This is a genomic window from uncultured Oribacterium sp. (genome assembly GCF_902481605.1).
Taxonomy (GTDB): domain Bacteria; phylum Bacillota; class Clostridia; order Lachnospirales; family Lachnospiraceae; genus Oribacterium; species Oribacterium sinus.
In genome coordinates this window covers 1-19,291 of record NZ_CABSXI010000023.1, presented here as the reverse complement: position 1 = coordinate 19,291, position 19,291 = coordinate 1, and the positions used below count along the sequence as shown (strand labels likewise).

Genomic DNA, 19,291 nt, shown 5'->3' with positions numbered 1-19,291 from the left:
ATCTTACGAGAAATCTCAAGTGTCCCTTGTGCCACTTGTTCGGAATAAAGGCTTTACTTTTGAAAGAATAAAAATAGCCAAAGCTTAAGAAAAGTTTTTGCTCCTAAAGGGGAAAGCGTGTTAAAATAGAATCCTCTGTAGACTCCTCCGGATAGGAGGAAAATATGCATTTAACACTAAAAGAATCCGGGCAGGAATTGCCCAGAGAAAAAGCCATTCGTTTAGGTGTATCCGCTTTAACAGATGAGGAGCTTCTGGCTGTGATACTACGCACAGGAACCAGAGAAGAAAGTGTATTGGCTCTTGCGGAAAAGGTGCTTCATCTGAGTCCTGTTTATGACGGCTTAGTGGGACTTATGCAGTATAGTCTGGAGGATTTACAAGCTATTAAAGGAGTAGGGGAAACCAAGGCCATAGAGCTACAGGTCATAGGAGAGCTGGCCAAAAGAATTTGGAACCGAAAAATCCGGGAGGAAGTACAATCCTTTCGATCTCCCGGTTCCGTGCTTCAATATTTTAAGGAAGAATTACGGCATCTTTCCTATGAGGAAGTTCATGTTCTGTTTTTGGATACAAAAGCTCAACTGCTAAAGGATTTTCTTTTGTCCAAAGGTAGCTCTAATGCATCCATTCTTTCCGGAAGGGAAATCTTTATGGAGGCTCTTAGGGCTGCTTCCGTTTGTTTTATTTTGGTGCATAATCATCCCTCCGGGGATCCTCACCCCTCCAGAGAGGATGAACGGGCTACGGAAGAAATCTATAAGGCGGGAGAGTATCTGGGAATACACTTAATGGATCACATTATTATCGGAGATAATCAATATTACAGTTTTAAGGAACAGGGGAAAATATAGTGGAGCAGAAGAAAAATCAATATATTTTTATACTCTTAACGGTCTTATGCATTATGATGATCGTCTTGTCGTCTGTTAAGGATGGCTTTATGAATCCTCTTCGGAATGCTGTAGGAACCGTTTTGGTTCCTATACAGTCCGGTGTGAATTATGTAGGCTATAAGCTGTATTCCCGTTGGGAAAAGCATAAAACCCTTTTGGAAGCTGAAGCGGAAAATGAGAAGCTTACGGCAAAAATCGATTTATTGACTGAAGAAAACAATATCCTAAAGCAGAATGATGAAGAATTAAAACGCCTGCGGGATTTATATTCTTTGGATCAGCAATATTTACAATATGATAAAGTAGCTGCCAGAGTCATTGCCAAGGACTCGGAAAACTGGTTCCAAGTCTTCCGTATTGATAAGGGCTCCAAGGACGGCATTATGGTAGATCAAAATGTTATGGCCAAGGGCGGCCTGGTAGGGATTGTTACGGATGTAGGCCTGAATTATGCCACCGTACGTTCCATCATTGATGATGAGTCCAGAGTTTCCTGCATGGGAATTCAGTCCAGTGACACCTGTATCGTAGCAGGAGATTTACAGCTTTTTGAAGAGGGAAGACTCAGAATTACCAATATGAAGAAAGAAGCGGTAATTCAGGATGGAGACAGAATTGTTACCTCCAATATTTCCTCAAAATTTCTACCCGGTATTTTGGTAGGCTATGCCATCGGTATAGAAGAGGATGAGAAGCGTTTAATGAAAAACGGCTATCTGATTCCTGCCGCGGATTTTACGGATTTAAGGGAAGTCTTGGTGCTTAAAGAGCGAAAAGACGATCGTTTTCAAAAGGAGAGTAAGGACCTTGCAGAATAAGAAAGTAGGAAAGGCAAGCGCAAAAAGAATCATGGCAATGTTTTACTTTGCCCTTTTGATTCTGGCATTTTTATTGCAAACCAGTGTATTTCCCCTGCTTCCCTTTTTGTCCGCAAGTCCTAATCTGCTTTTGATTCTTTGCTTTTCCTTCGGCTTTTATTATGGCTCTTTACTGGGAATGTTTTATGGACTTTGTGCCGGACTTTTGATGGATTTGTTTTATTCCGGTCCCTTTGGATTCTATTCTCTGATTTTTGTATTAATCGGTTATGGTAACGGCTATTTTCATCATTATTACTATGAAGAATACATTACCCTACCATTGTTTCTTTGTGTAGTCAGCGGTCTTATTTATCACCTATATATCTATATTTTCCGTTTTGCCGTTCGGGGAAAGGGAAATATTCCTTATTATGCCTTGCATATTGTTCTCCCCTCTATTGTGTTTTCCTTTTTACTTACCGTAGTTTTATATCGTTTTTTCTTTAGTGCCAGCAAGAAATTGGAGGAAAAAGTCTTATGATGAAAGAGTTATTCGGTTTTCTAAAAGAAATGCTAAACCGCCTGTTTTCCTCCAGACTCTTTGCATTATCCATCATATTTTTCCTTTTATTTTCCGTTTTAACGCTGCACCTTTTTCGTCTGCAGATTTTGCATGGAAATGATTATTTGCAGGAATGCCAAAAAAACACTAAACAGGATTTGGTGATTCCCGGAACCAGAGGAAATATTTACGATAAAGACGGAAAACTTTTGGCTTACAATGAATTACAATACAATATAACGATTGCGGAAACCGGAAGCTTTTCCGGAACCAGTGCCGGAATCAATAAAAGAAATTTAATGTTAAAAAAGCTGGCGGAAATTATTGAAAAGTATCAATATCCCGTCAAGAGCCAGTTTAAAGTACAAAAACAGGAAGACGGAAGCTTTGTCTTTACTACCACAAGCGATCAGGATAAGCAACGCCTCATTGCCAATGTTTTTCGAAAAACGCCGGAGAAGTTAAGTGAAAAGGAGGCTAACAGTACCGCTGAGCAATGCTTCTTACAGGCAAAAAAATTATACAACTTTACAAAGCTTCAGGATGAGAACGGAAAGCCCATCACATTATCGGATGAAACCGCTTTGGATATGATCGGTATTATTTATACCCTAAGGCTGACCTCCTATCAGCGTTATATGAGCACCACTATTGTAGATAATGTTTCCCGGGAATGTATGGCGGAGATTCTGGAATCCAAGTATGATCTCCCCGGTGTGGATATTGAAAATGTCTCTGTTAGAAAATACAATTATGCCCCTTACCTTTCCCATATCGTAGGATATACCGGCCAGGTACAGGAAAGTCAGCTTGCGGATTTACAAAAGCAGGACAGCTCCTATGCGGTAAATGATGTGGTGGGCGTTTGGGGACTTGAAAAGAGTGAGGATCTTGTCTTAAAAGGGAAAAAAGGATACAAGGAAATGTATCTGAACAACGTGGGAAGTATTATGGAGGTTATCTCCGAGGAAAAGCCCGGAGCAGGTAATGATATTTATACCACCATTTCCGCTAACGATCAGATTTCCATATATCATCTTTTAGAGCAGGAATTGGCAGGAATTTTAGCCTCCAAGATTACGGAACAGAATGAGCTGGACCAAAGTGCCTTAAAGCAGTCCCAGCTGATGATTCCCGTAAAGGACGCTTATTACCAGCTCATTAATAACAATGTTCTGAATAAAGAGCATTTTACCGCAGAGGATGCCGGAGATGCAGAAAAGCAGATCGGGTCTCTCTTTCAAGAAAATAAAGAAGCCGTGCTTTCTCAAGTGGAAGCTGTCCTTATGCAGGATAGCGGCGGAGAATTATCCGCTCTTCCCCAGGAAATGCAGGGCTATATGGTTTATATCTACGATTACCTATTAGGAAAAGAAGGCGGAATCGTAAATCCGGAGGACTCCCGATTTAAATCCTCCCAGGCTCTTGCCTCCTGGAAAAGCGACAGTATATCCCTTCATGATTTTATTAAAAAAGGAATAGAAGAGGGGTGGATTGATACGACCAAGCTGAACTTATCGGAGGAATATTCGGACAGTGCGCAGATTTATCAGCTCTTTGTAAATAAAATCATGAGTTTTTTACGAGAGGATTCCGGATTCGAAAAGCTGCTATACAAGTACGCTATCGCAAATCAAAAAATCAGAGGCAATCTTCTTTTGATGGCTCTTTTTGAACAAAACGTATTGCCCCAGGATGCCGCTTCCTATGATGCTTTAGCCCGGGGAGACAGTCATTTTGCCTATACCTTTCTGATTGATAAAATCAGAAAGCTGCAACTTACTCCCGCACAGTTCGCTCTGGATCCCTGTAACGGTTCCGTGGTAGTGACGGATGTAAAGACCGGAAAGGTTCGTGCTTTGGTCAGCTATCCCGGCTTTGACAACAATCGGATTAATGATGCCGCTTATTTAAAAAAATGTAATGAAGACTTATCCTTACCGCTGCTTAACGGTGCAACCCAAACCCAGTTGGCTCCCGGTTCCTCCTTTAAGCCCATCAGCTCCATTGCTTCTTTGGAAGAAAAGGTATTGGATTTAAGCACTGTCATTGACTGTACAGGTAAATATGAGGAAGTTACACCTAATATTCGTTGCTGGATTTGGCCTTCCCACCACGGAAATGAAACCTTGGTGGATGGTATCAAAAATTCCTGTAACTATTTCTTTGCGGATTTAGGACATCGTTTGGCAACGGATGCAGAGGGAAATTACAATGCAGAACTGGGAATGGAAAGAATCCGGAAATATGCGAGTGACTTTGGCTTAAACGAAAAATCCGGCATTGAACTGGATGAGGCAGAACCCAGAATTTCCGACTATGATCCGGAACGTTCCGCTATGGGACAGGGAAACCATGCCTATAATACTGCCCAGCTGGCAAAATACATTACCGCTGTTGCCAATGGAGGCAATCTTTATAATCTTTCTATAGTGGATAAAATTGCAGACCCTAAGGGAAAGACGGTGGAAGAAGTGGGTGCCTCTCTATTGAGACATTTGGACTATGCGGATAGCACATGGAATGCGGTACATGAAGGTCTTCGAAAGGTGATTACCGAGGGTGTGGCCAAGAATGTATTTTTAGGACAAAACATTAGCGTTGCCGGAAAAACAGGAACTGCACAAGAAAGAGAGGATAGGGGTAATCATGCGGTGTTCGTCTCCTACGCGCCTTATGAAGATCCGCAAATCTCCGTCACTGTAAATATTCCCTACGGATATTCCTCCGGTAATGCAGCCAGCCTGGCCAATATGGTTTATGACTATTGCTTCGGAAAGCTTAGTATGGATACCATTTTGCAAAGAGATGCCAGCTCCATTTTGTCGGTTAATGTCAGCGACTAAGAGAAAGAGATTTTATGAAGTGGAAATTAGATTATGATTTTAAGCAATATGATTTTCGGCTTGTCCTATACATGATTGCCTTAAATACCATCGGAATCTTTATCGTCCGCTCCGCAACATCGGCGGAAAGCTTTAAAGATCCCCTTGTAGTACGACAGATTCTCGGCTCCTTTGTAGGATTGGCCATGTGTGTGGGAATCTCTTTGGTTGATTACCGGAAGATTTGTAAATGGTCCCCATGGATTTATATACTCTCCGTAGTGATTTTGGCCGGTGTTAAAATCTACGGTACAGCTTCCGGACACGGTGCTACCAGATGGATTACTGTCCCTGTTTTGGGAAAGGTGCAGCCCTCGGAGTTTGTAAAGGTAGGATTGATTCTGTTCTTTGCGGATTACCTGCAAAAACTGAAGGAGGATATCAATCACCCACATGCCTTATTAATGGAAGCACTTTACTTTTCCATTCCCGTAGGACTTGTCATGATTCAGCCGAATCTATCCACAACCATTATTATGACGGTCATCGTTGCCGCCATGACCTTTGCTTCTCCCCTGAAATTAAAATGGATTTTTGCCTTTTTAGGAGTGGTAGTGGTAGTTTTGGGTCTTCTTTTCTACCTTTTTTCCTCAGGGCTCTACGATAAGATTCCAATTTTACAGGGCTATCAGGTACAAAGAATTTTGACCTTTTTAAATCCTTCAGAAAACAGCAATGATTATTACCAACAAATGTGGTCCATTATGGCCATCGGCTCCGGAATGTTTAACGGAAAGGGACTTTTTAATAATTCCATCTTCTCCGTGAAAAATGGAAACTTTCTGGTTGAGGAGGATAATGACTTCATTTTCGCGGTAATCGGAGAAGAATTAGGCTTTCGGGGATCTTTAATAATTATTATAATCTTCTTGTTGATTATCTTAGAATGTCTTATAATAGCCTATAGAGCAAAAACCTTAAGTGGTCGGCTAATATGTGTAGGCGTTATGGCCTGGATCGGATTTCAGACCTATACAAATATCGCGGTGGCAACCGGACTGTTTCCGAATACCGGAATTACACTTCCCTTTTTTTCGCGAGGCGTTAGTTCCCTGCTGTCCGTATACTTTGGTTTCGGAATAGTCTTAAATGTTGCTTTACAAAGGAAGACGTAGGAGGGTAGAGATGAAGGTAGGTTTAATTGCGCATGATTCCAAGAAGAAGCTCATGCAAAATTTCTGTATTGCTTACAGAGGTATCCTGACTAGACATGAATTATATGCAACCGGAACTACAGGCACTTTGGTAGAGGAAGTTACCAATCTGAAAATCCATAAGTTTCTCCCGGGAGAAACCGGAGGAGCCAGACAACTGGCATCGCAAATCGAACAGGGGAATTTGGATATGGTAATTTTCTTAAGAGATCCCTCTCCGGTAAGGGATACGGAACCGGAAGTAAATTCCGTAGTCAGATTATGCGATATTTACAATATTCCTATTGCCACAAATCTGGCAACAGGAGAATTATTAATTCACGCTCTGGAACGTGGTGAGTTAGAGTGGAGGAATATTGGCTAGAAGAAAGGCTTTGAGTACTTTTTTAAGAAGGAAAAAAGCCTTTCTTTTGCTGTGTATTTTTCCTCTTTGCCTTAGCTCCTGTAAACCGAAGCTGGAAAAGGCCTTTCAGGAAGAACAAAGTATACAAAGACTATCTTCCATTACCGTGGAAGAGGATATTCAGAACAGCACCAAAAGCTTTGCCAAGGATTTGGCTATTCCTTCAGATACAAGCGCACAAATCCAGGATATGGACGCGGAATATTTTCTTTTGGTGGAAGAAGACGGTAAGGAAGGAGATCGGGCTATCTCCTTTAATCATCCCTATGACAGAACCTATCCCGCCAGCATCACCAAATTAATGACTGCTCTGGTTTGTGTATCTTCCGTGGAAAATTTAGACCAGGAATTTGTGGTTTCCGGCTCTTCCGTAATCAAAGAAGCAGGTTCTTCCACTGCATTTTTACAGGTTGGAGAGAGTCTTAGCATCAGAAATCTCTTATACGGTATGCTTCTCCCCTCCGGAAATGATGCGGCTGTCGCTGTGGCAGAAGCTACGGCAGGTTCTGTTTCCGCTTTTGTAGACAGGATGAATGAGAAAGCTTTGGAACTAGGTTGCCTTTCCAGCCATTTTACCAATCCTCACGGTTTGCCGGATGATAATCATTATACTTCTCCCTATGATATCTACCTCATTTTAAAAGAATGCATGAAATATGACAGCTTACGGGAAATTCTGGCCACAAAAGAAATTCAGGTACAATACAAAGATAAAAACGGTATTCCCAAGTCCCAGGTATGGAAGGCAACAAATTTATATTCTACCGGAGAGAAGGAGCTTCCCGACGGTTTGGAAATCTTGGCGGCAAAAACAGGAACCACCAAAAAAGCAGGCTATTGCTTAGCCTTAACTGTGGACAAAGCTTCCACTGCTATCCCCTATTATTCTGTTGTAATGAAGGGGACAAATAAAGAGAATCTATATGAGAATATGACAAACTTACTTGATAAGATTTCATGAATAGTCTATACTTTTTATAAAAAGCAGGGCATTGTAGCATAGGCTATCGTTTCTTGTTCAGAATTAAAGGAGGAATGCATATGGTTCAGTTTATTGTAGGACAAAGAGGAAAAGGAAAGACAAAACAGCTCATTGATCGGGCGAACAAAGCCGTTACGGAAGCAAAGGGAACGGTGGATTTTTTGGATCGCTCCTCTCAGCATATGTATGAGCTTAACAACAAGGTACGTTTGATTAATGTCAATGAATTCCAGTTGGAGTCGGAGGATGAGTTTGTCGGCTTTATCAGCGGAATTATTTCTCAGGATCATGATTTGGAATATTTGATTTTAGATAGTTTTTTAAAGCTGGCCAGTCTGGAAGGAAAGCCTATCGGAGACTGTGTACGTAAATTGGATGCTTTGTCCGAAAAATACAAGATTAACATCATCAGCAGTTTGTCCATGGACAAAGAAGATGTTCCACTTGAATTAAGAGACCATATTGCGATTGCACTGTAACTATGCCAAGTTCAAGAAAGAGCAAAAAGAATAGCATGTGGAATATAGAGGGAATAATCTTTGTGATTATTGCTCTCTATATTCTTTTTAGTGTATTTTCCTACAGCCGAAGACAAAGCCTTCGTTTTTATGAAGTGGGAGAGGGTAGTCTCGTGAGAGAAAAACAGTATACCGGATTGATCATTCGGGAAGAAAAAAGCTATTCCGCCAAAGAGTCCGGTTATGTGCATTTTTCCGTGGCGGACGGAAGAAGAGTCAGTAAGGGAGGAGAGCTATACTTTATTGACGAAACCGGAAATCTGGAGAAGTATTTACAGGAACACCCCGAACTTTTAGGAGAATTTACCCAGCAACAGATAGAAGATATTCGCCTTCGTCTTCAGGACTTTGCAGGCAGCTTTCAAAACAATCAGTTTACCGGGCTGTATACCCTTCAGGGCAGTCTTCAAAACACTCTCTTATTTAATACGGAAGAGGGGGAAAATACGATACAAAAGGCTCTTTCCCAGTTAGGGATTTCCTATACCGTGATGGATGCGGAAGAAGCCGGTATCGTCTCTTATACCATTGACGGTTATGAGGACTTTCAAAAAGAAAAACTTACGGCGGATATTCTGCAAAATGCCCAAAGCTCTGTAAACTATGCCCAAAACGGCGTTCGTGTAGAAGCCGGCAATCCTTTATATAAAATAATTACCTCCTCCCAATGGGAAATTTTATTTCCTTTGGAGGAAGGAGATGCCAAGAAGATGGAAAATACCACTACGGTAAATATTCATTTTCCGGTAAATTCCATGGATTTGCAGGGAAGCTTTTCTCTATATCGAGGAGAAGACGGCAAAATCTATGGGGATATTAAGCTGGACGATTATTTGGACTACTTTCTGGATTCCCGCTTTGTGACCTTCTCCATGCAGGAAAAGGAAGAAAGCGGATTAAAGATTCCGGTTTCTTCTGTAGTTAACAAAGATTTTTACATTGTCCCAAAGGAATTTTTAAGGCAGGGACCGGATAAGAGTAGCGGTTTTTATCGTCAAAAAGCTGATGGCAGTAGAGAATTTCTTTCTACCGATATTTATATGACAGATGATCAATATTGCTATTTAAAAATTGAAACCAACCCCTCGGCCCAGGATATCCAAAGTGGAAATGTTCTGGTAAAGGAGTCGGGAAATGCTTCCTTTGTGGTTGGACCAAGGAAAGCACTGGAAGGTGTCTATGATATTAATCGAGGCTATGCAATTTTCCATCCTATTCAAGTGATAGAAAAAAATGATGACTATCTCATTGTAGACTCCCACAGTAAAAACGGCATTTCCGTATATGATCATATTGTTTTACAAGGAAATATGGTCACGGATGGGCAGATTATCTATTGATTATGCCCTTTTACCCTGTAGCTGTATGAGAGCCTTAAAATATTCAGGTAAATTGATATTTTTTAAGCTTGACAATATCTTAAAATTGAGTAAAATAATCTTGTTTAATTAGACCAAATTGGGAGATCGATATGAGCTTTTTTAGCAATTTAATGAAGAAAATGAATTTGGATCGTGAAGACGAGTACGATGACTTGGATCAGGATTATGATTTTGAGGATGAGTACGAGGAAGAAGAGGAAGCAGCACCAAAGAGAAGCTCTTTCTTTGCCAGAAGAGAAGAGGAAGAGTCCTCTGAACCGAAGATTCGATTGTTTGGCAAGTCCAAAGAAAAGGCAGAGCCTAAATCAGCCAGCATGCAGGTTGTCATGATGAAGCCCAGCTCTTTGGGAGATGCAATCAACGTCAGTGATTATCTTTTGGATGGTACCTCTGTTTTATTGAATATGGAAGGCCTTCATACTGAAATTGCTCAGCGAATTATTGATATTGTTTCCGGAACAGTGTATGCCATTGGCGGAGATATCAAGAAGATTTCCACTTATATTTTCATCGCTGGCCCAGAGGATGTGGAATTATCCGGTGACTTTGCAGGAAGTGTATTCTCCTCTAATGCGGAGTATAACGGCATTCATCTGAATATGTAATCTCGTTTATTAAGGCATATCCTATGGGGTATGCCTTTTTTTGTCTTTCCGGGATTTCTGTCAAGCTCGGAAAGCTTTAATATTCTTATTTGTCTTTAAGTAATAGATTAAGGGGAAGAATTGGCATGAGAAAGTTAGACATTTATCAGGAAGATTCATTAATCTACAGTATTTTTTTAGAAAAGGATTTTTCGGCATTACCGGAGCGTTTAAACTCTGTATCTTCTAAAAAGAAAAAAGCGCTGATTGTAACCGACGACCAGGTTGCCAAGCTTTTTTTAGAGGATTTAAAAAATACCATACAGGACTCTTTTTCCGCTATAAGCGTATGTATACTTCCTGCAGGAGAAGAGTATAAAGATTTGGAGCATATTCAAAAAATCTACCAGGCTGCTTTGGATATGGAATTGGAAAGAAAAGACATGATGATTGCCCTGGGTGGCGGCGTTGTGGGAGATATGACCGGCTTCGCCTCTGCAAGCTATCTTCGGGGAATTGATTTTATTCAGATTCCTACCACGCTTTTAGCCCAGGTGGATTCTTCCATCGGCGGAAAAACCGGAGTGGATTTTTATCATTATAAGAATTTAATCGGTGCCTTTCATATGCCTAAGCTGGTGTATTCCTCCATGCATTGCCTTTTATCTTTACCGAAGATACAGTATGCCTCCGGTATGGGAGAAATTATCAAGCACGCTTTAATTCATAACGAAAAATATCTACCTTACCTCCTGGAGCATAAAGAAGCTTTGCAGGAGAGAAATCCTGAAATTCTCTTGGAGACGATTTATCAAAGTAATCGTATTAAGAAATATTTTGTGGAAAAAGATCCCTATGAGCATGGAGACAGAAAATTTTTAAACTTCGGTCACAGCTTAGGACATGCCATCGAAAAGGTTGCGGATTTTTCCTATAGCCATGGACAATGCGTTGCCTTCGGAAGCCTGATGGCGCTATCCCTTTGTAAAAATATTGCCAAAGAAGATATTTTAAAGGTGCAGGAGCTGATGGAAGATATGGGATTGGAAACCCGTTGCAAGGCTTTAAAGTATGAAGATATTTTTGAAGCCTTATCCAAGGATAAAAAACAAAAAAATCAGCATCTCCAATTTGTTTTGCTCCATCATCTTTGCAGTCCTTATATTGAAGAGGATATCAGTAAAGAACGCATTGAAGCGGTATTGAAGCAGTATATGAGAAGTGAGGAAGTATGAGTAAAAAAGGAATATCATGGATTGTTTTCTTCCTGTGCAGTGCCCTGTTGATTTTTCTGGACCAGTGGACCAAGGCATTGGCAGTGGAATATTTAAAGAGCGGAAAAGAAATACAACTGATTCCCAATATTCTCTCCTTACTCTATGTGGAAAATGCCGGAGCAGCCTTTGGCATCCTTCACGGACAACAAATCATTTTCCTGCTTATTACGATTATTGTGCTGGCAGGCGTCCTGATTATTTTTTACAAAACGCCGATAAAGAAAAGGTATCTGCCCTTTCTTTTTTCCCTTCTCTTAGTTTTTTCCGGAGCTATCGGAAATTGTATTGATCGACAAAGACAAGCCTACGTAGTGGATTTTATTTATTTTCGTCCCATTGATTTTCCCGTCTTCAATCTTGCAGACATCTATGTAACCGGGGCTTGTTTTTTCCTTCTGTTTTTATTCTTCTTTTACTATAAAGAAGAGGAGTTTTCCTTCTTGAAGGAGAAGAAATGATTTGGGAAGTTGCAAAGGAAGAAGAAGGACAACGTCTGGATAAATATTTGTCTGAACAGAAAGATCATGATTTCAGTCGTTCCTATCTGGGAAAATGTATTCAGGAGGGCTGTGTTTCTGTTAACGGAGAAAAAGCCAAGGCCTCTCTAAAGGTAAAGGCGGGAGACCGGATAGACTTTGATATTCCCGAACAAAAGGATCCGGAGGTCCTTCCGGAAGCTATTCCCTTGGATATCGTCTACGAAGACGATGATCTTTTGGTGGTCAATAAAGAAAGGGGAATGGTTGTACATCCTGCAGCGGGACATTACAGCGGTACATTGGTAAATGCCGTGTTAGCCCATGCAGGCTCATCTCTTTCCTCCATTAACGGCGTGAATCGTCCCGGAATCGTCCATCGCATTGATAAGGACACCACAGGTCTCCTTTTAATCTGTAAAAATGACTTAAGTCACCAAAGTCTTGCGAAGCAATTAGAGGATCATAGTATCACAAGACGCTATCATGCCTTGGTTTTTGGAAAAATCAAAGAGGAAGATGGCATCATTTCCGCTCCCATAGGCCGGGATGAAAAAGACAGGAAAAAACAGGCCATATCTTATAAGCATGGAAAAGAGGCTGTAACCCATTATAAGGTTTTGGAACGTTTTTCCGATTCCACTTTGGTAGAGTGCCGTTTAGAAACCGGGCGTACCCATCAGATTCGTGTTCACATGAAGAGCATAGGGCATCCCCTTCTGGGAGATCCGGTATACGGATTGAAAAACAGAAAGGATGGGATTTCCGGTCAGGCCTTACATGCCATGATACTGGGATTCCAACATCCAAGAACCGGGGAATATATGGAATTTTCCGCTCCTTATCCTGCGGATTTTCAAGCTTTATTGGAAAAGCTGAGAAAAAAATAAAAACTTCAATTTAGTAAAAAGTAGAGGAAAACACTTGTCAAAGAGTAGAAAGAAAAAAGGAAAATGGAAACCGGCTATAGAAAAAGCTAAGATATTTTTGAAGAGCAAGAAGAAGGAAAGTTTTTTGCTCTTCTTTCTTTCTTTGTTTATGATCTTATGCCTCTCCATCGTATACGCCCCAAAAATGCATGACAGACAAAATGCTTTAAACAAGAGCAGTGACAGCCTTCTAAGGGACGACATTAGCAGCAGTAGTGTAATGCAGAAAGGAAAATGGACCAATACTATTCATACGGAACGTAAGGAAGACGAATTTATAAATCCTCGTCCCTTTATTGACCGGTACAATCTTGTGGATATCCGTCAGGACGGAAATCCCCTGGACTCTGTTGGTGGGAGGATTTATCAGGAACTGATGGAAAGGGAAAGTGAGGACCTGGCCAAAATCTACGATAGTACAGGAGACACCCCGGAACATACTGCAAAGCTTTTGGGACTGAAGCGTTCCGCTATTCTGGGAAGATACAATCCTCAGGCAGCCGGCCAATCTCCGGAGCAAAAAAATAGCTGGGCAATCCCTTATTTTAAAAATATCCATTATAGATACTATAACGGAGACGGAAAGGAAATCCAGGAATCCAGTAATGTAAAGGATATTTTGGCTATGGCCAGTGTGTATACCTATCAGCATAATTATCTGGACGAAGAGCGTTTTCGTGCCATTGTTAATGAGCTATATACAAAGTCTCATTCCTATAGCATAAGCATCGGTCCGGTCTATTACGACCAGGGCTGTATTCATAAGGATGCCAAGGAGGAAATGCTGGCGGAAGAGGCCGCCAATACCGATGCTCCCCCGGGCGGAGAAACAAAAGCAAGCGAAGAAAGCAAGGCGGAAAGTACTTCAGAAAAGCCCTCCGAAACAGTGACTGACAGCAAAGCAAATCAGGACACAAACGCTACAAAGGAGAGTAAACAGGCACAGGGAAGTAAACAAGCACAAGAAAGTAAGCAAACCCAGGAAACAAAATCAAATCAGGAGAACAACCAAAAGAGCACTGCCGGAGAAGCGGGAGAGAGTAGCTCCGAATCCAAAGCACTGCCGGAGCAGGCAGAAAAGTCTAGTGAAAATAAGGAGAACAGCACCTCCCTAAATGCAGAACTAAGTGCCTCAAATCTGCCGAAGGAAAGTAAAGTCACAAAAGAAACAACGGGAACAAAGGCAGAGCAGAAAGCAAGCAGTATTCAAGATCAGAAAAAATTACCCAAAAATTATTGTCCCGGACACGTGGATTTAACCATTAAAATCACTGTAGTCGGTTTCGATGATGAAAACGGACTCAGAAATATTCAACTGGATTCTATTAAGGATTTGGAGGAACAGGATCAAAAACTGGGAAGTCGTTGGCATGGCTGGAATGACTATACCATTGCTGCTGTAAAGCGTTTGAAGGAACAGGACTGGTTTAAAGACTACGGTCTCAGTATCTCTTCCGTAGAAAAGAAGTCTCCTCTTACGGAGGAAGAAATATCTTCTTATATGAAGGATTTACCGAAGGATCTTAGTGAGGAAAGAAAGGCTTTGATTCATTTTGCCTTATCATCGGTAGGAAAGGTTCCCTATTTTTACGGAGGAAAAGCCGGGGTAAAGGGCTTGGAAGGAAACCACTTCGGAGCCACCATTTCTTCTTCGGACTATAAAGGAAGAAATCGAAAGGGCTTAGATTGCTCCGGCTTTGTACAATGGGCTTACTGGTCCAGTGTGGACAGAAGCTTGGATTTTGCTTCCAGCACCCAGGAATTAATCGGAAAAGGTCAGAAAATCAAACGGAGTGAATTAAAAGCGGGTGATTTGATTATCCAACCCAGCGGAGAAAGCCATGTTGTGGTCTTTATTAAGTGGACAAAGGACGGTAAGATGCTGGCAGTCCATGAAAACGGTACAGCCGGAAATATTTCTGTAGATGAAGTACAGGCAAATTATCCTTATTATCGTAGTATTTTGCCATAAAAAGCTTGACGAAGAAGGCAGTTTACTGTAAAGTAACCTAGATGCCGCCTAGCGAGGTTTAAGAAGCATGTCTCACCACAGCTAGCGAGTAAATTTTTATAGGAGGATTCCTAATGTACGCAGTAATTGTAAGTGGCGGAAAGCAGTACAAAGTCAGTGAAGGCGATGTAATCCGTGTGGAGAAGTTGGAAGTAGAAGAGGGAGCAAAGATTACTTTTGATCAGGTTCTTCTTCTCAATGACGGTTCTTTGAAGATTGGTACTCCAACAGTTGCCAATGCAAAGGTTAGCGGAACTGTTCTTCAGAATGGTAAGGGTAAGAAGGTTATCGTTTACCGTTACAAGAGAAAGTCCGGATACCACAAGAAGAATGGTCACAGACAGCTTTTTACAGAAGTAAAAATTGACAAGATTGGTTAATTTTTAGGAAAGGATAGGTATATTACATGGCTCATCATAAGGGTATGGGCTCTACCAAAAACGGTAGAGATTCCGAGTCGAAAAGACTTGGTCAAAAGAGAGCAGATGGTCAGTTCGTTAAAGCTGGAAACATTCTGTACAAGCAGAACGGAACCAGAATTCATCCAGGTCTGAATGTAGGCTTGGGAAATGATTTCACCTTATTTGCAAAGGTGGACGGAGTCGTTAAATTTGGCCGTCTAGGAAGAGATCGTAAGCAAGTATCTGTACTTCCAAAGGCATAAGGAAACATTAACCCCATGCTGGTTATCCGGCGTGGGGTTTTCCTATAGTAAAGGAAAAAATATTTTGCAGGAAATCGTCCTGCTTCTTTTTAGAAAAAGGAGTATTCATGTTTGCAGATATTGCAAAAATTTATGTTAAAAGCGGAAAAGGTGGCAACGGCCATGTATCCTTTCGTAGAGAATTGTTTGTTCCTGCAGGAGGCCCGGACGGTGGAGACGGCGGAAAGGGCGGAGACATTATTGTAGAAGTGGACAAGGGGCTGAACAGCCTGGAACCCTTCCGTCATAAAACAAAATATGCCGCAGAACCCGGACAGAAGGGAGACGGCAGAAAGATGCATGGAAAGAACGGCAAGGATCTTATCTTAAAGGTTCCGGAAGGAACACTCTTAAAGGATGAGGAGACCGGTAAGCTGATTGCGGATATGAGCGGAGAGAATCAGCGAATGATCTTATTAAAGGGCGGTAAAGGAGGCCTGGGCAATATGCATTTTGCCACCCCCGCCATGCAGGCACCGAAGTTTGCTCAGCCGGGAGAAGAAGCCAGAGAGATTACTTTACGTATGGAATTACGGGTAATCGCGGATGTGGGCTTAGTAGGCTATCCTAATGTGGGAAAGTCCACCTTACTTTCCATGTGCAGTAATGCCAGACCGGAAATTGCCAACTATCATTTCACTACCTTGAATCCCCACCTTGGTGTGGTGAATTTAAAGGGAGACAGAAGCTTTGTTATGGCGGATATTCCGGGCATTATCGAAGGTGCCTCCTCCGGTGTCGGACTGGGTTTTCAATTCCTTCGTCATATCCATCGTTCCAGAGTTTTAATTCATATGGTGGATGCCGCCGGAACGGAAGGCCGAAAGCCTCTGGAGGATTTTTTACAAATTCAAAAGGAATGTGAAGAATATGATGAGGAAATTCTCCGTAAGCCTATGATTGTGGCTGCTAACAAGATAGAGCTGGTACAAAACGAGGAGCAGGAAGAGAATCTGACCCTTTTGGAGAAGTATTGTACAGAGCATAAGCTTCCCTTTTTCCGTCTTTCCGCAGCTTCCAATCAAGGAATTTTACCGATATTAGAAAAAACCTGGGAGCTATTGGAGGAAAATAAAGAGCAGGCTGTAGTCTATGAAAGCGAAGTGGATCTGGACAATCTTGGGGCGGTAGAAATGCTGGCTATCAGCTATGATCATCCGGAAGAGGGTGTTTTTGTTGTGGAAGGTCCAAAAATGGAGAAGATGCTGGGCTATACCAATCTGGAAGCGGAGAAGGGCTTCCTTTTCTTCCAGCGTTTTATGGTAGAGCAGGGTATTATTAAAGAATTAAAGAAAATGGGCCTAAAAGAAGGAGATACCATCAAGATTTACGCCCACGAATTTGAATATTATGACACGGAGGACGAGGAATGAAATCCTACATCAAAGACAGTAAAATGCGTTCCGCTTTAAAAGGAGCTGCACAGAAGATAGAACCAACCCTTTCTTTGGGAAAGAATTCCATTACTCCTGAATTTATTGAAGCGGTAAGGGAATATATGGAAAAGCATGAGTTAATGAAGATTCATGTTTTAAAAAATTGTATTGATGATTTACGGGAACTGGGAAACACCATTGCAGAGCGTTCCGGAACGGAGCTGGTACAGATTATCGGTCGTATGATTGTTTTATACAAGCCGGCAAAAGAAGAAAAAGACAGGAAATTCTCTCTATGAAACCCATAGCCATTTTAGGGGGAAGTTTTAATCCGGTGCATTACGGACATTTAAAAATGGCGGAAGCCGCCATGGAAAGCAGTCATTTTTCCAAGGTTCTTTTTATTCCCACCGGCACCCCCTATCATAAAGAACAGAAGTCTTTACTTCCCTTTTCCGATAGGCTGACGCTTTTGGAACTGGCTATTGAAAATTGTCCGGATTTTGCTTTCTCTCCCATTGAGGGGGAACGGGAGGGAAATTCTTACACCTTCGATACGGTAAGAGAACTACAACGACAGAATCCGACAGAATCTTATAGTCTATTAATCGGTACCGATCAGTTTTTAACCCTTCGTTCCTGGCATAATATTGCAGAACTTGGGAAACTGGTGGATTTTTATATTGCCAATCGAAACGGGGAGATGGCGTTATCAACATTCCAAAAGGAAAAGGAAGCTTTGGAGAAAGAATTTTCTTTACATTGTAAGTTATTTTCCATGCCGGCTATCGATCTTTCCAGTACGGAGATTCGGAATCGGCTGAAAGAAGGAAAGTCCATCCATGGAATGCTTCCTAAGCCGGTGGAAGAGTACATATTAAAAAAGGGTTTCTACCGTTGAAGAAGGAGATTATATAGAGATATCTCTATCGAAAAGGATATCTCTATCGAAGAGGATATCAATATCAAAGAGGAATCATGGAAGAAAAAGAATTTTTGCAAAAAATCGAAGAAATTCGAAAGCATTTACAGGAGCATTTAAAGAAAGAGCGCTATGAGCATTCTCTAAGTGTGGCCTTTACCAGCATCTGTCTGGCTATGGCCCACGGGGTAGATCTCCAAAAGGCGGAGCTTGCAGGACTTTGCCACGACTGTGCAAAATACATGGGAAAAAAAGAATTATTGGAGGCTTGTCAAAGAGAGCATATCCCTCTGCTTCCCGAGTATTTGGAGGCACCCCAGGTTCTTCACGGTATTTACGGCGCCTGTTATGCCAAAAAACATTTTCAAATCGATAATGAAGAGATTCTCTCCGCTATTTACTACCATACCCTGGGAAAACCGGCGATGACCACTCTGGAAAAGATTGTTTATCTGGCTGATTATATTGAAGTAAGAAGAGGAAATCGGGAGGACTTAACTGCTATCCGGGAAATTGCCTTTCGAGATTTGGATTTGGCGGTGAAGCTCTGTTTGGAAGCAAGTATTGCCTATGTAAAAGAAAAGGGACAGCATTGTTGCTCTTTATCCCTGGACGCGTTAGCATATTATCAAGAGAAAAAGGAGGTATAAATGGAATCTTTGGACTTATGTAAAAAAATTGTATCTGTTTTAGATGAGAAAAAAGGAAGTGACATTATTGTTTTAGACATTTCCGAAATCTCCGTTTTATCGGATTATTTTGTGCTGGTATCCGCAGACAATGTAAGACAACTGGATGCCCTGAAGGATGCCCTGGAAGAAGCCGTTCATTTGGATAATCGTAAGGCGGAGGGAGAGAGCAGCTCCGGCTGGATTCTTTTGGATTATAAGGATGTTATCGTGCATCTTTTTGATAAAGAAACCAGATCCTTTTACAACCTGGAAAAAATCTGGTCTGATGCCAAGAGAGTAGAATTATAAGAAAGGCTATAGCATGAAGAGTGTAAAAAGACATGAGCTAAGTAGAGAAGAGGTTTGGCACTTTGATGATTTATACGCCAATGATGAAGCATTTTTAAAGGCTTTGGCGGAATCCGAAGAGAAAGCAACAGAAATTGCTTCCTATGAGGGACGTCTCGGCAGTTCTCCGGAACTTTTATTGAAGGCTTTGAAGGAGAAAGAAGCATTAGCCTTATTATCCAGCCACTTTTTGGCCTACAGCATGATGAAAAGCGATGTGGATACCAAAGACCAGGAAGCCTTAAGTTTAAATCAGAAAGCAATGGCGGTAGAGGTTCGAAACGGAGAGAAATTAGCCTTTTTCGATCCGGAGATTCTTTCCCTGTCTTCGGAATATCTGGATAAAGCATTTTCAGACTGTAAGGAATTGGAGAGGTATTCCGTCTATATCAAGGACGTCAGAAGATTAAAA

The 19,291-nt window shown here is 41.5% G+C and carries 21 protein-coding genes and 1 pseudogene; all 22 read left to right on the top strand.

Translation table 11 applies throughout. The features are described 5' to 3' along the window. Positions 1-164: 164 nt before the first annotated feature. Positions 165-854, top strand: coding sequence for a DNA repair protein RadC (gene radC / locus RDQ32_RS05685; protein WP_308579447.1), 690 nt, complete (start codon positions 165-167; stop codon positions 852-854). Then, on the top strand, positions 854-1,714 hold the full coding sequence (gene mreC / locus RDQ32_RS05680) for a rod shape-determining protein MreC (RefSeq protein ID WP_007156102.1): 861 nt from the start codon (positions 854-856) through the stop codon (positions 1,712-1,714). Before radC ends, mreC begins: the two co-directional genes overlap by 1 nt. A gap of 31 nt (positions 1,715-1,745) precedes the next feature. Beyond that, the gene (gene mreD, locus RDQ32_RS05675; protein WP_308579455.1) at positions 1,746-2,237 is read left to right on the top strand and encodes a rod shape-determining protein MreD; all 492 of its coding nucleotides are present in this window, start codon (positions 1,746-1,748) and stop codon (positions 2,235-2,237) included. Then, positions 2,234-5,104, top strand: a complete 2,871-nt coding sequence (locus RDQ32_RS05670) for a penicillin-binding transpeptidase domain-containing protein (RefSeq protein WP_308579446.1) — start codon at positions 2,234-2,236, stop codon at positions 5,102-5,104. The genes mreD and RDQ32_RS05670 overlap by 4 nt, the downstream gene beginning before the upstream one ends. A 14-nt stretch (positions 5,105-5,118) precedes the next feature. Beyond that, complete coding sequence (locus RDQ32_RS05665) at positions 5,119-6,258, top strand: FtsW/RodA/SpoVE family cell cycle protein (RefSeq protein WP_308579445.1); 1,140 nt, start codon at positions 5,119-5,121, stop codon at positions 6,256-6,258. A 10-nt stretch (positions 6,259-6,268) separates the two neighbouring features. Next, complete coding sequence (locus RDQ32_RS05660) at positions 6,269-6,661, top strand: methylglyoxal synthase (protein WP_040648314.1); 393 nt, start codon at positions 6,269-6,271, stop codon at positions 6,659-6,661. Continuing rightward, the gene (locus tag RDQ32_RS05655; protein ID WP_308579444.1) at positions 6,654-7,661 is read left to right on the top strand and encodes a D-alanyl-D-alanine carboxypeptidase; all 1,008 of its coding nucleotides are present in this window, start codon (positions 6,654-6,656) and stop codon (positions 7,659-7,661) included. Before RDQ32_RS05660 ends, RDQ32_RS05655 begins: the two co-directional genes overlap by 8 nt. A gap of 80 nt (positions 7,662-7,741) precedes the next feature. Beyond that, on the top strand, positions 7,742-8,161 hold the full coding sequence (locus RDQ32_RS05650) for a twitching motility protein PilT (RefSeq protein ID WP_183684018.1): 420 nt from the start codon (positions 7,742-7,744) through the stop codon (positions 8,159-8,161). Between the two features lie 2 nt (positions 8,162-8,163). Beyond that, entirely contained in the window at positions 8,164-9,540 is a 1,377-nt protein-coding gene (locus tag RDQ32_RS05645) for an HlyD family efflux transporter periplasmic adaptor subunit (RefSeq protein WP_308579442.1), read from the top strand. 131 nt (positions 9,541-9,671) lie between these two features. Further along, positions 9,672-10,187 (top strand): cell division protein SepF, encoded by a 516-nt coding sequence (locus RDQ32_RS05640; RefSeq protein WP_308579441.1) that lies wholly within the window; start codon positions 9,672-9,674, stop codon positions 10,185-10,187. A gap of 125 nt (positions 10,188-10,312) precedes the next feature. Continuing rightward, complete coding sequence (aroB, locus tag RDQ32_RS05635) at positions 10,313-11,401, top strand: 3-dehydroquinate synthase (RefSeq protein WP_308579440.1); 1,089 nt, start codon at positions 10,313-10,315, stop codon at positions 11,399-11,401. Next, positions 11,398-11,901, top strand: a complete 504-nt coding sequence (lspA, locus tag RDQ32_RS05630; protein WP_308579439.1) for a signal peptidase II — start codon at positions 11,398-11,400, stop codon at positions 11,899-11,901. The genes aroB and lspA overlap by 4 nt, the downstream gene beginning before the upstream one ends. Then, complete coding sequence (locus RDQ32_RS05625) at positions 11,898-12,809, top strand: RluA family pseudouridine synthase (protein ID WP_308579438.1); 912 nt, start codon at positions 11,898-11,900, stop codon at positions 12,807-12,809. The genes lspA and RDQ32_RS05625 overlap by 4 nt, the downstream gene beginning before the upstream one ends. Positions 12,810-12,843: 34 nt before the next feature. Further along, positions 12,844-14,820 (top strand): NlpC/P60 family protein, encoded by a 1,977-nt coding sequence (locus tag RDQ32_RS05620; RefSeq protein WP_308579437.1) that lies wholly within the window; start codon positions 12,844-12,846, stop codon positions 14,818-14,820. Between the two features lie 113 nt (positions 14,821-14,933). Further along, positions 14,934-15,239, top strand: a complete 306-nt coding sequence (rplU, locus tag RDQ32_RS05615; protein ID WP_007156118.1) for a 50S ribosomal protein L21 — start codon at positions 14,934-14,936, stop codon at positions 15,237-15,239. Positions 15,240-15,265: 26 nt separating this feature from the next. Continuing rightward, on the top strand, positions 15,266-15,523 hold the full coding sequence (gene rpmA, locus RDQ32_RS05610) for a 50S ribosomal protein L27 (RefSeq protein WP_007156119.1): 258 nt from the start codon (positions 15,266-15,268) through the stop codon (positions 15,521-15,523). A gap of 107 nt (positions 15,524-15,630) precedes the next feature. After that, positions 15,631-16,935, top strand: a complete 1,305-nt coding sequence (gene obgE / locus RDQ32_RS05605; protein ID WP_308579436.1) for a GTPase ObgE — start codon at positions 15,631-15,633, stop codon at positions 16,933-16,935. Beyond that, a complete protein-coding gene (locus RDQ32_RS05600; protein ID WP_007156121.1) occupies positions 16,932-17,237 on the top strand; it encodes a YhbY family RNA-binding protein in 306 nt (101 codons plus the stop codon). The genes obgE and RDQ32_RS05600 overlap by 4 nt, the downstream gene beginning before the upstream one ends. Then, the gene (nadD, locus tag RDQ32_RS05595; RefSeq protein ID WP_308579435.1) at positions 17,234-17,839 is read left to right on the top strand and encodes a nicotinate (nicotinamide) nucleotide adenylyltransferase; all 606 of its coding nucleotides are present in this window, start codon (positions 17,234-17,236) and stop codon (positions 17,837-17,839) included. The genes RDQ32_RS05600 and nadD overlap by 4 nt, the downstream gene beginning before the upstream one ends. A 77-nt stretch (positions 17,840-17,916) precedes the next feature. Further along, the gene (gene yqeK / locus RDQ32_RS05590; protein WP_007156124.1) at positions 17,917-18,510 is read left to right on the top strand and encodes a bis(5'-nucleosyl)-tetraphosphatase (symmetrical) YqeK; all 594 of its coding nucleotides are present in this window, start codon (positions 17,917-17,919) and stop codon (positions 18,508-18,510) included. Further along, on the top strand, positions 18,511-18,840 hold the full coding sequence (gene rsfS, locus RDQ32_RS05585) for a ribosome silencing factor (RefSeq protein ID WP_007156125.1): 330 nt from the start codon (positions 18,511-18,513) through the stop codon (positions 18,838-18,840). Positions 18,841-18,853: 13 nt separating this feature from the next. Continuing rightward, positions 18,854-19,291 (top strand): annotated as a pseudogene (locus tag RDQ32_RS05580) (hypothetical protein); the annotation flags it as partial.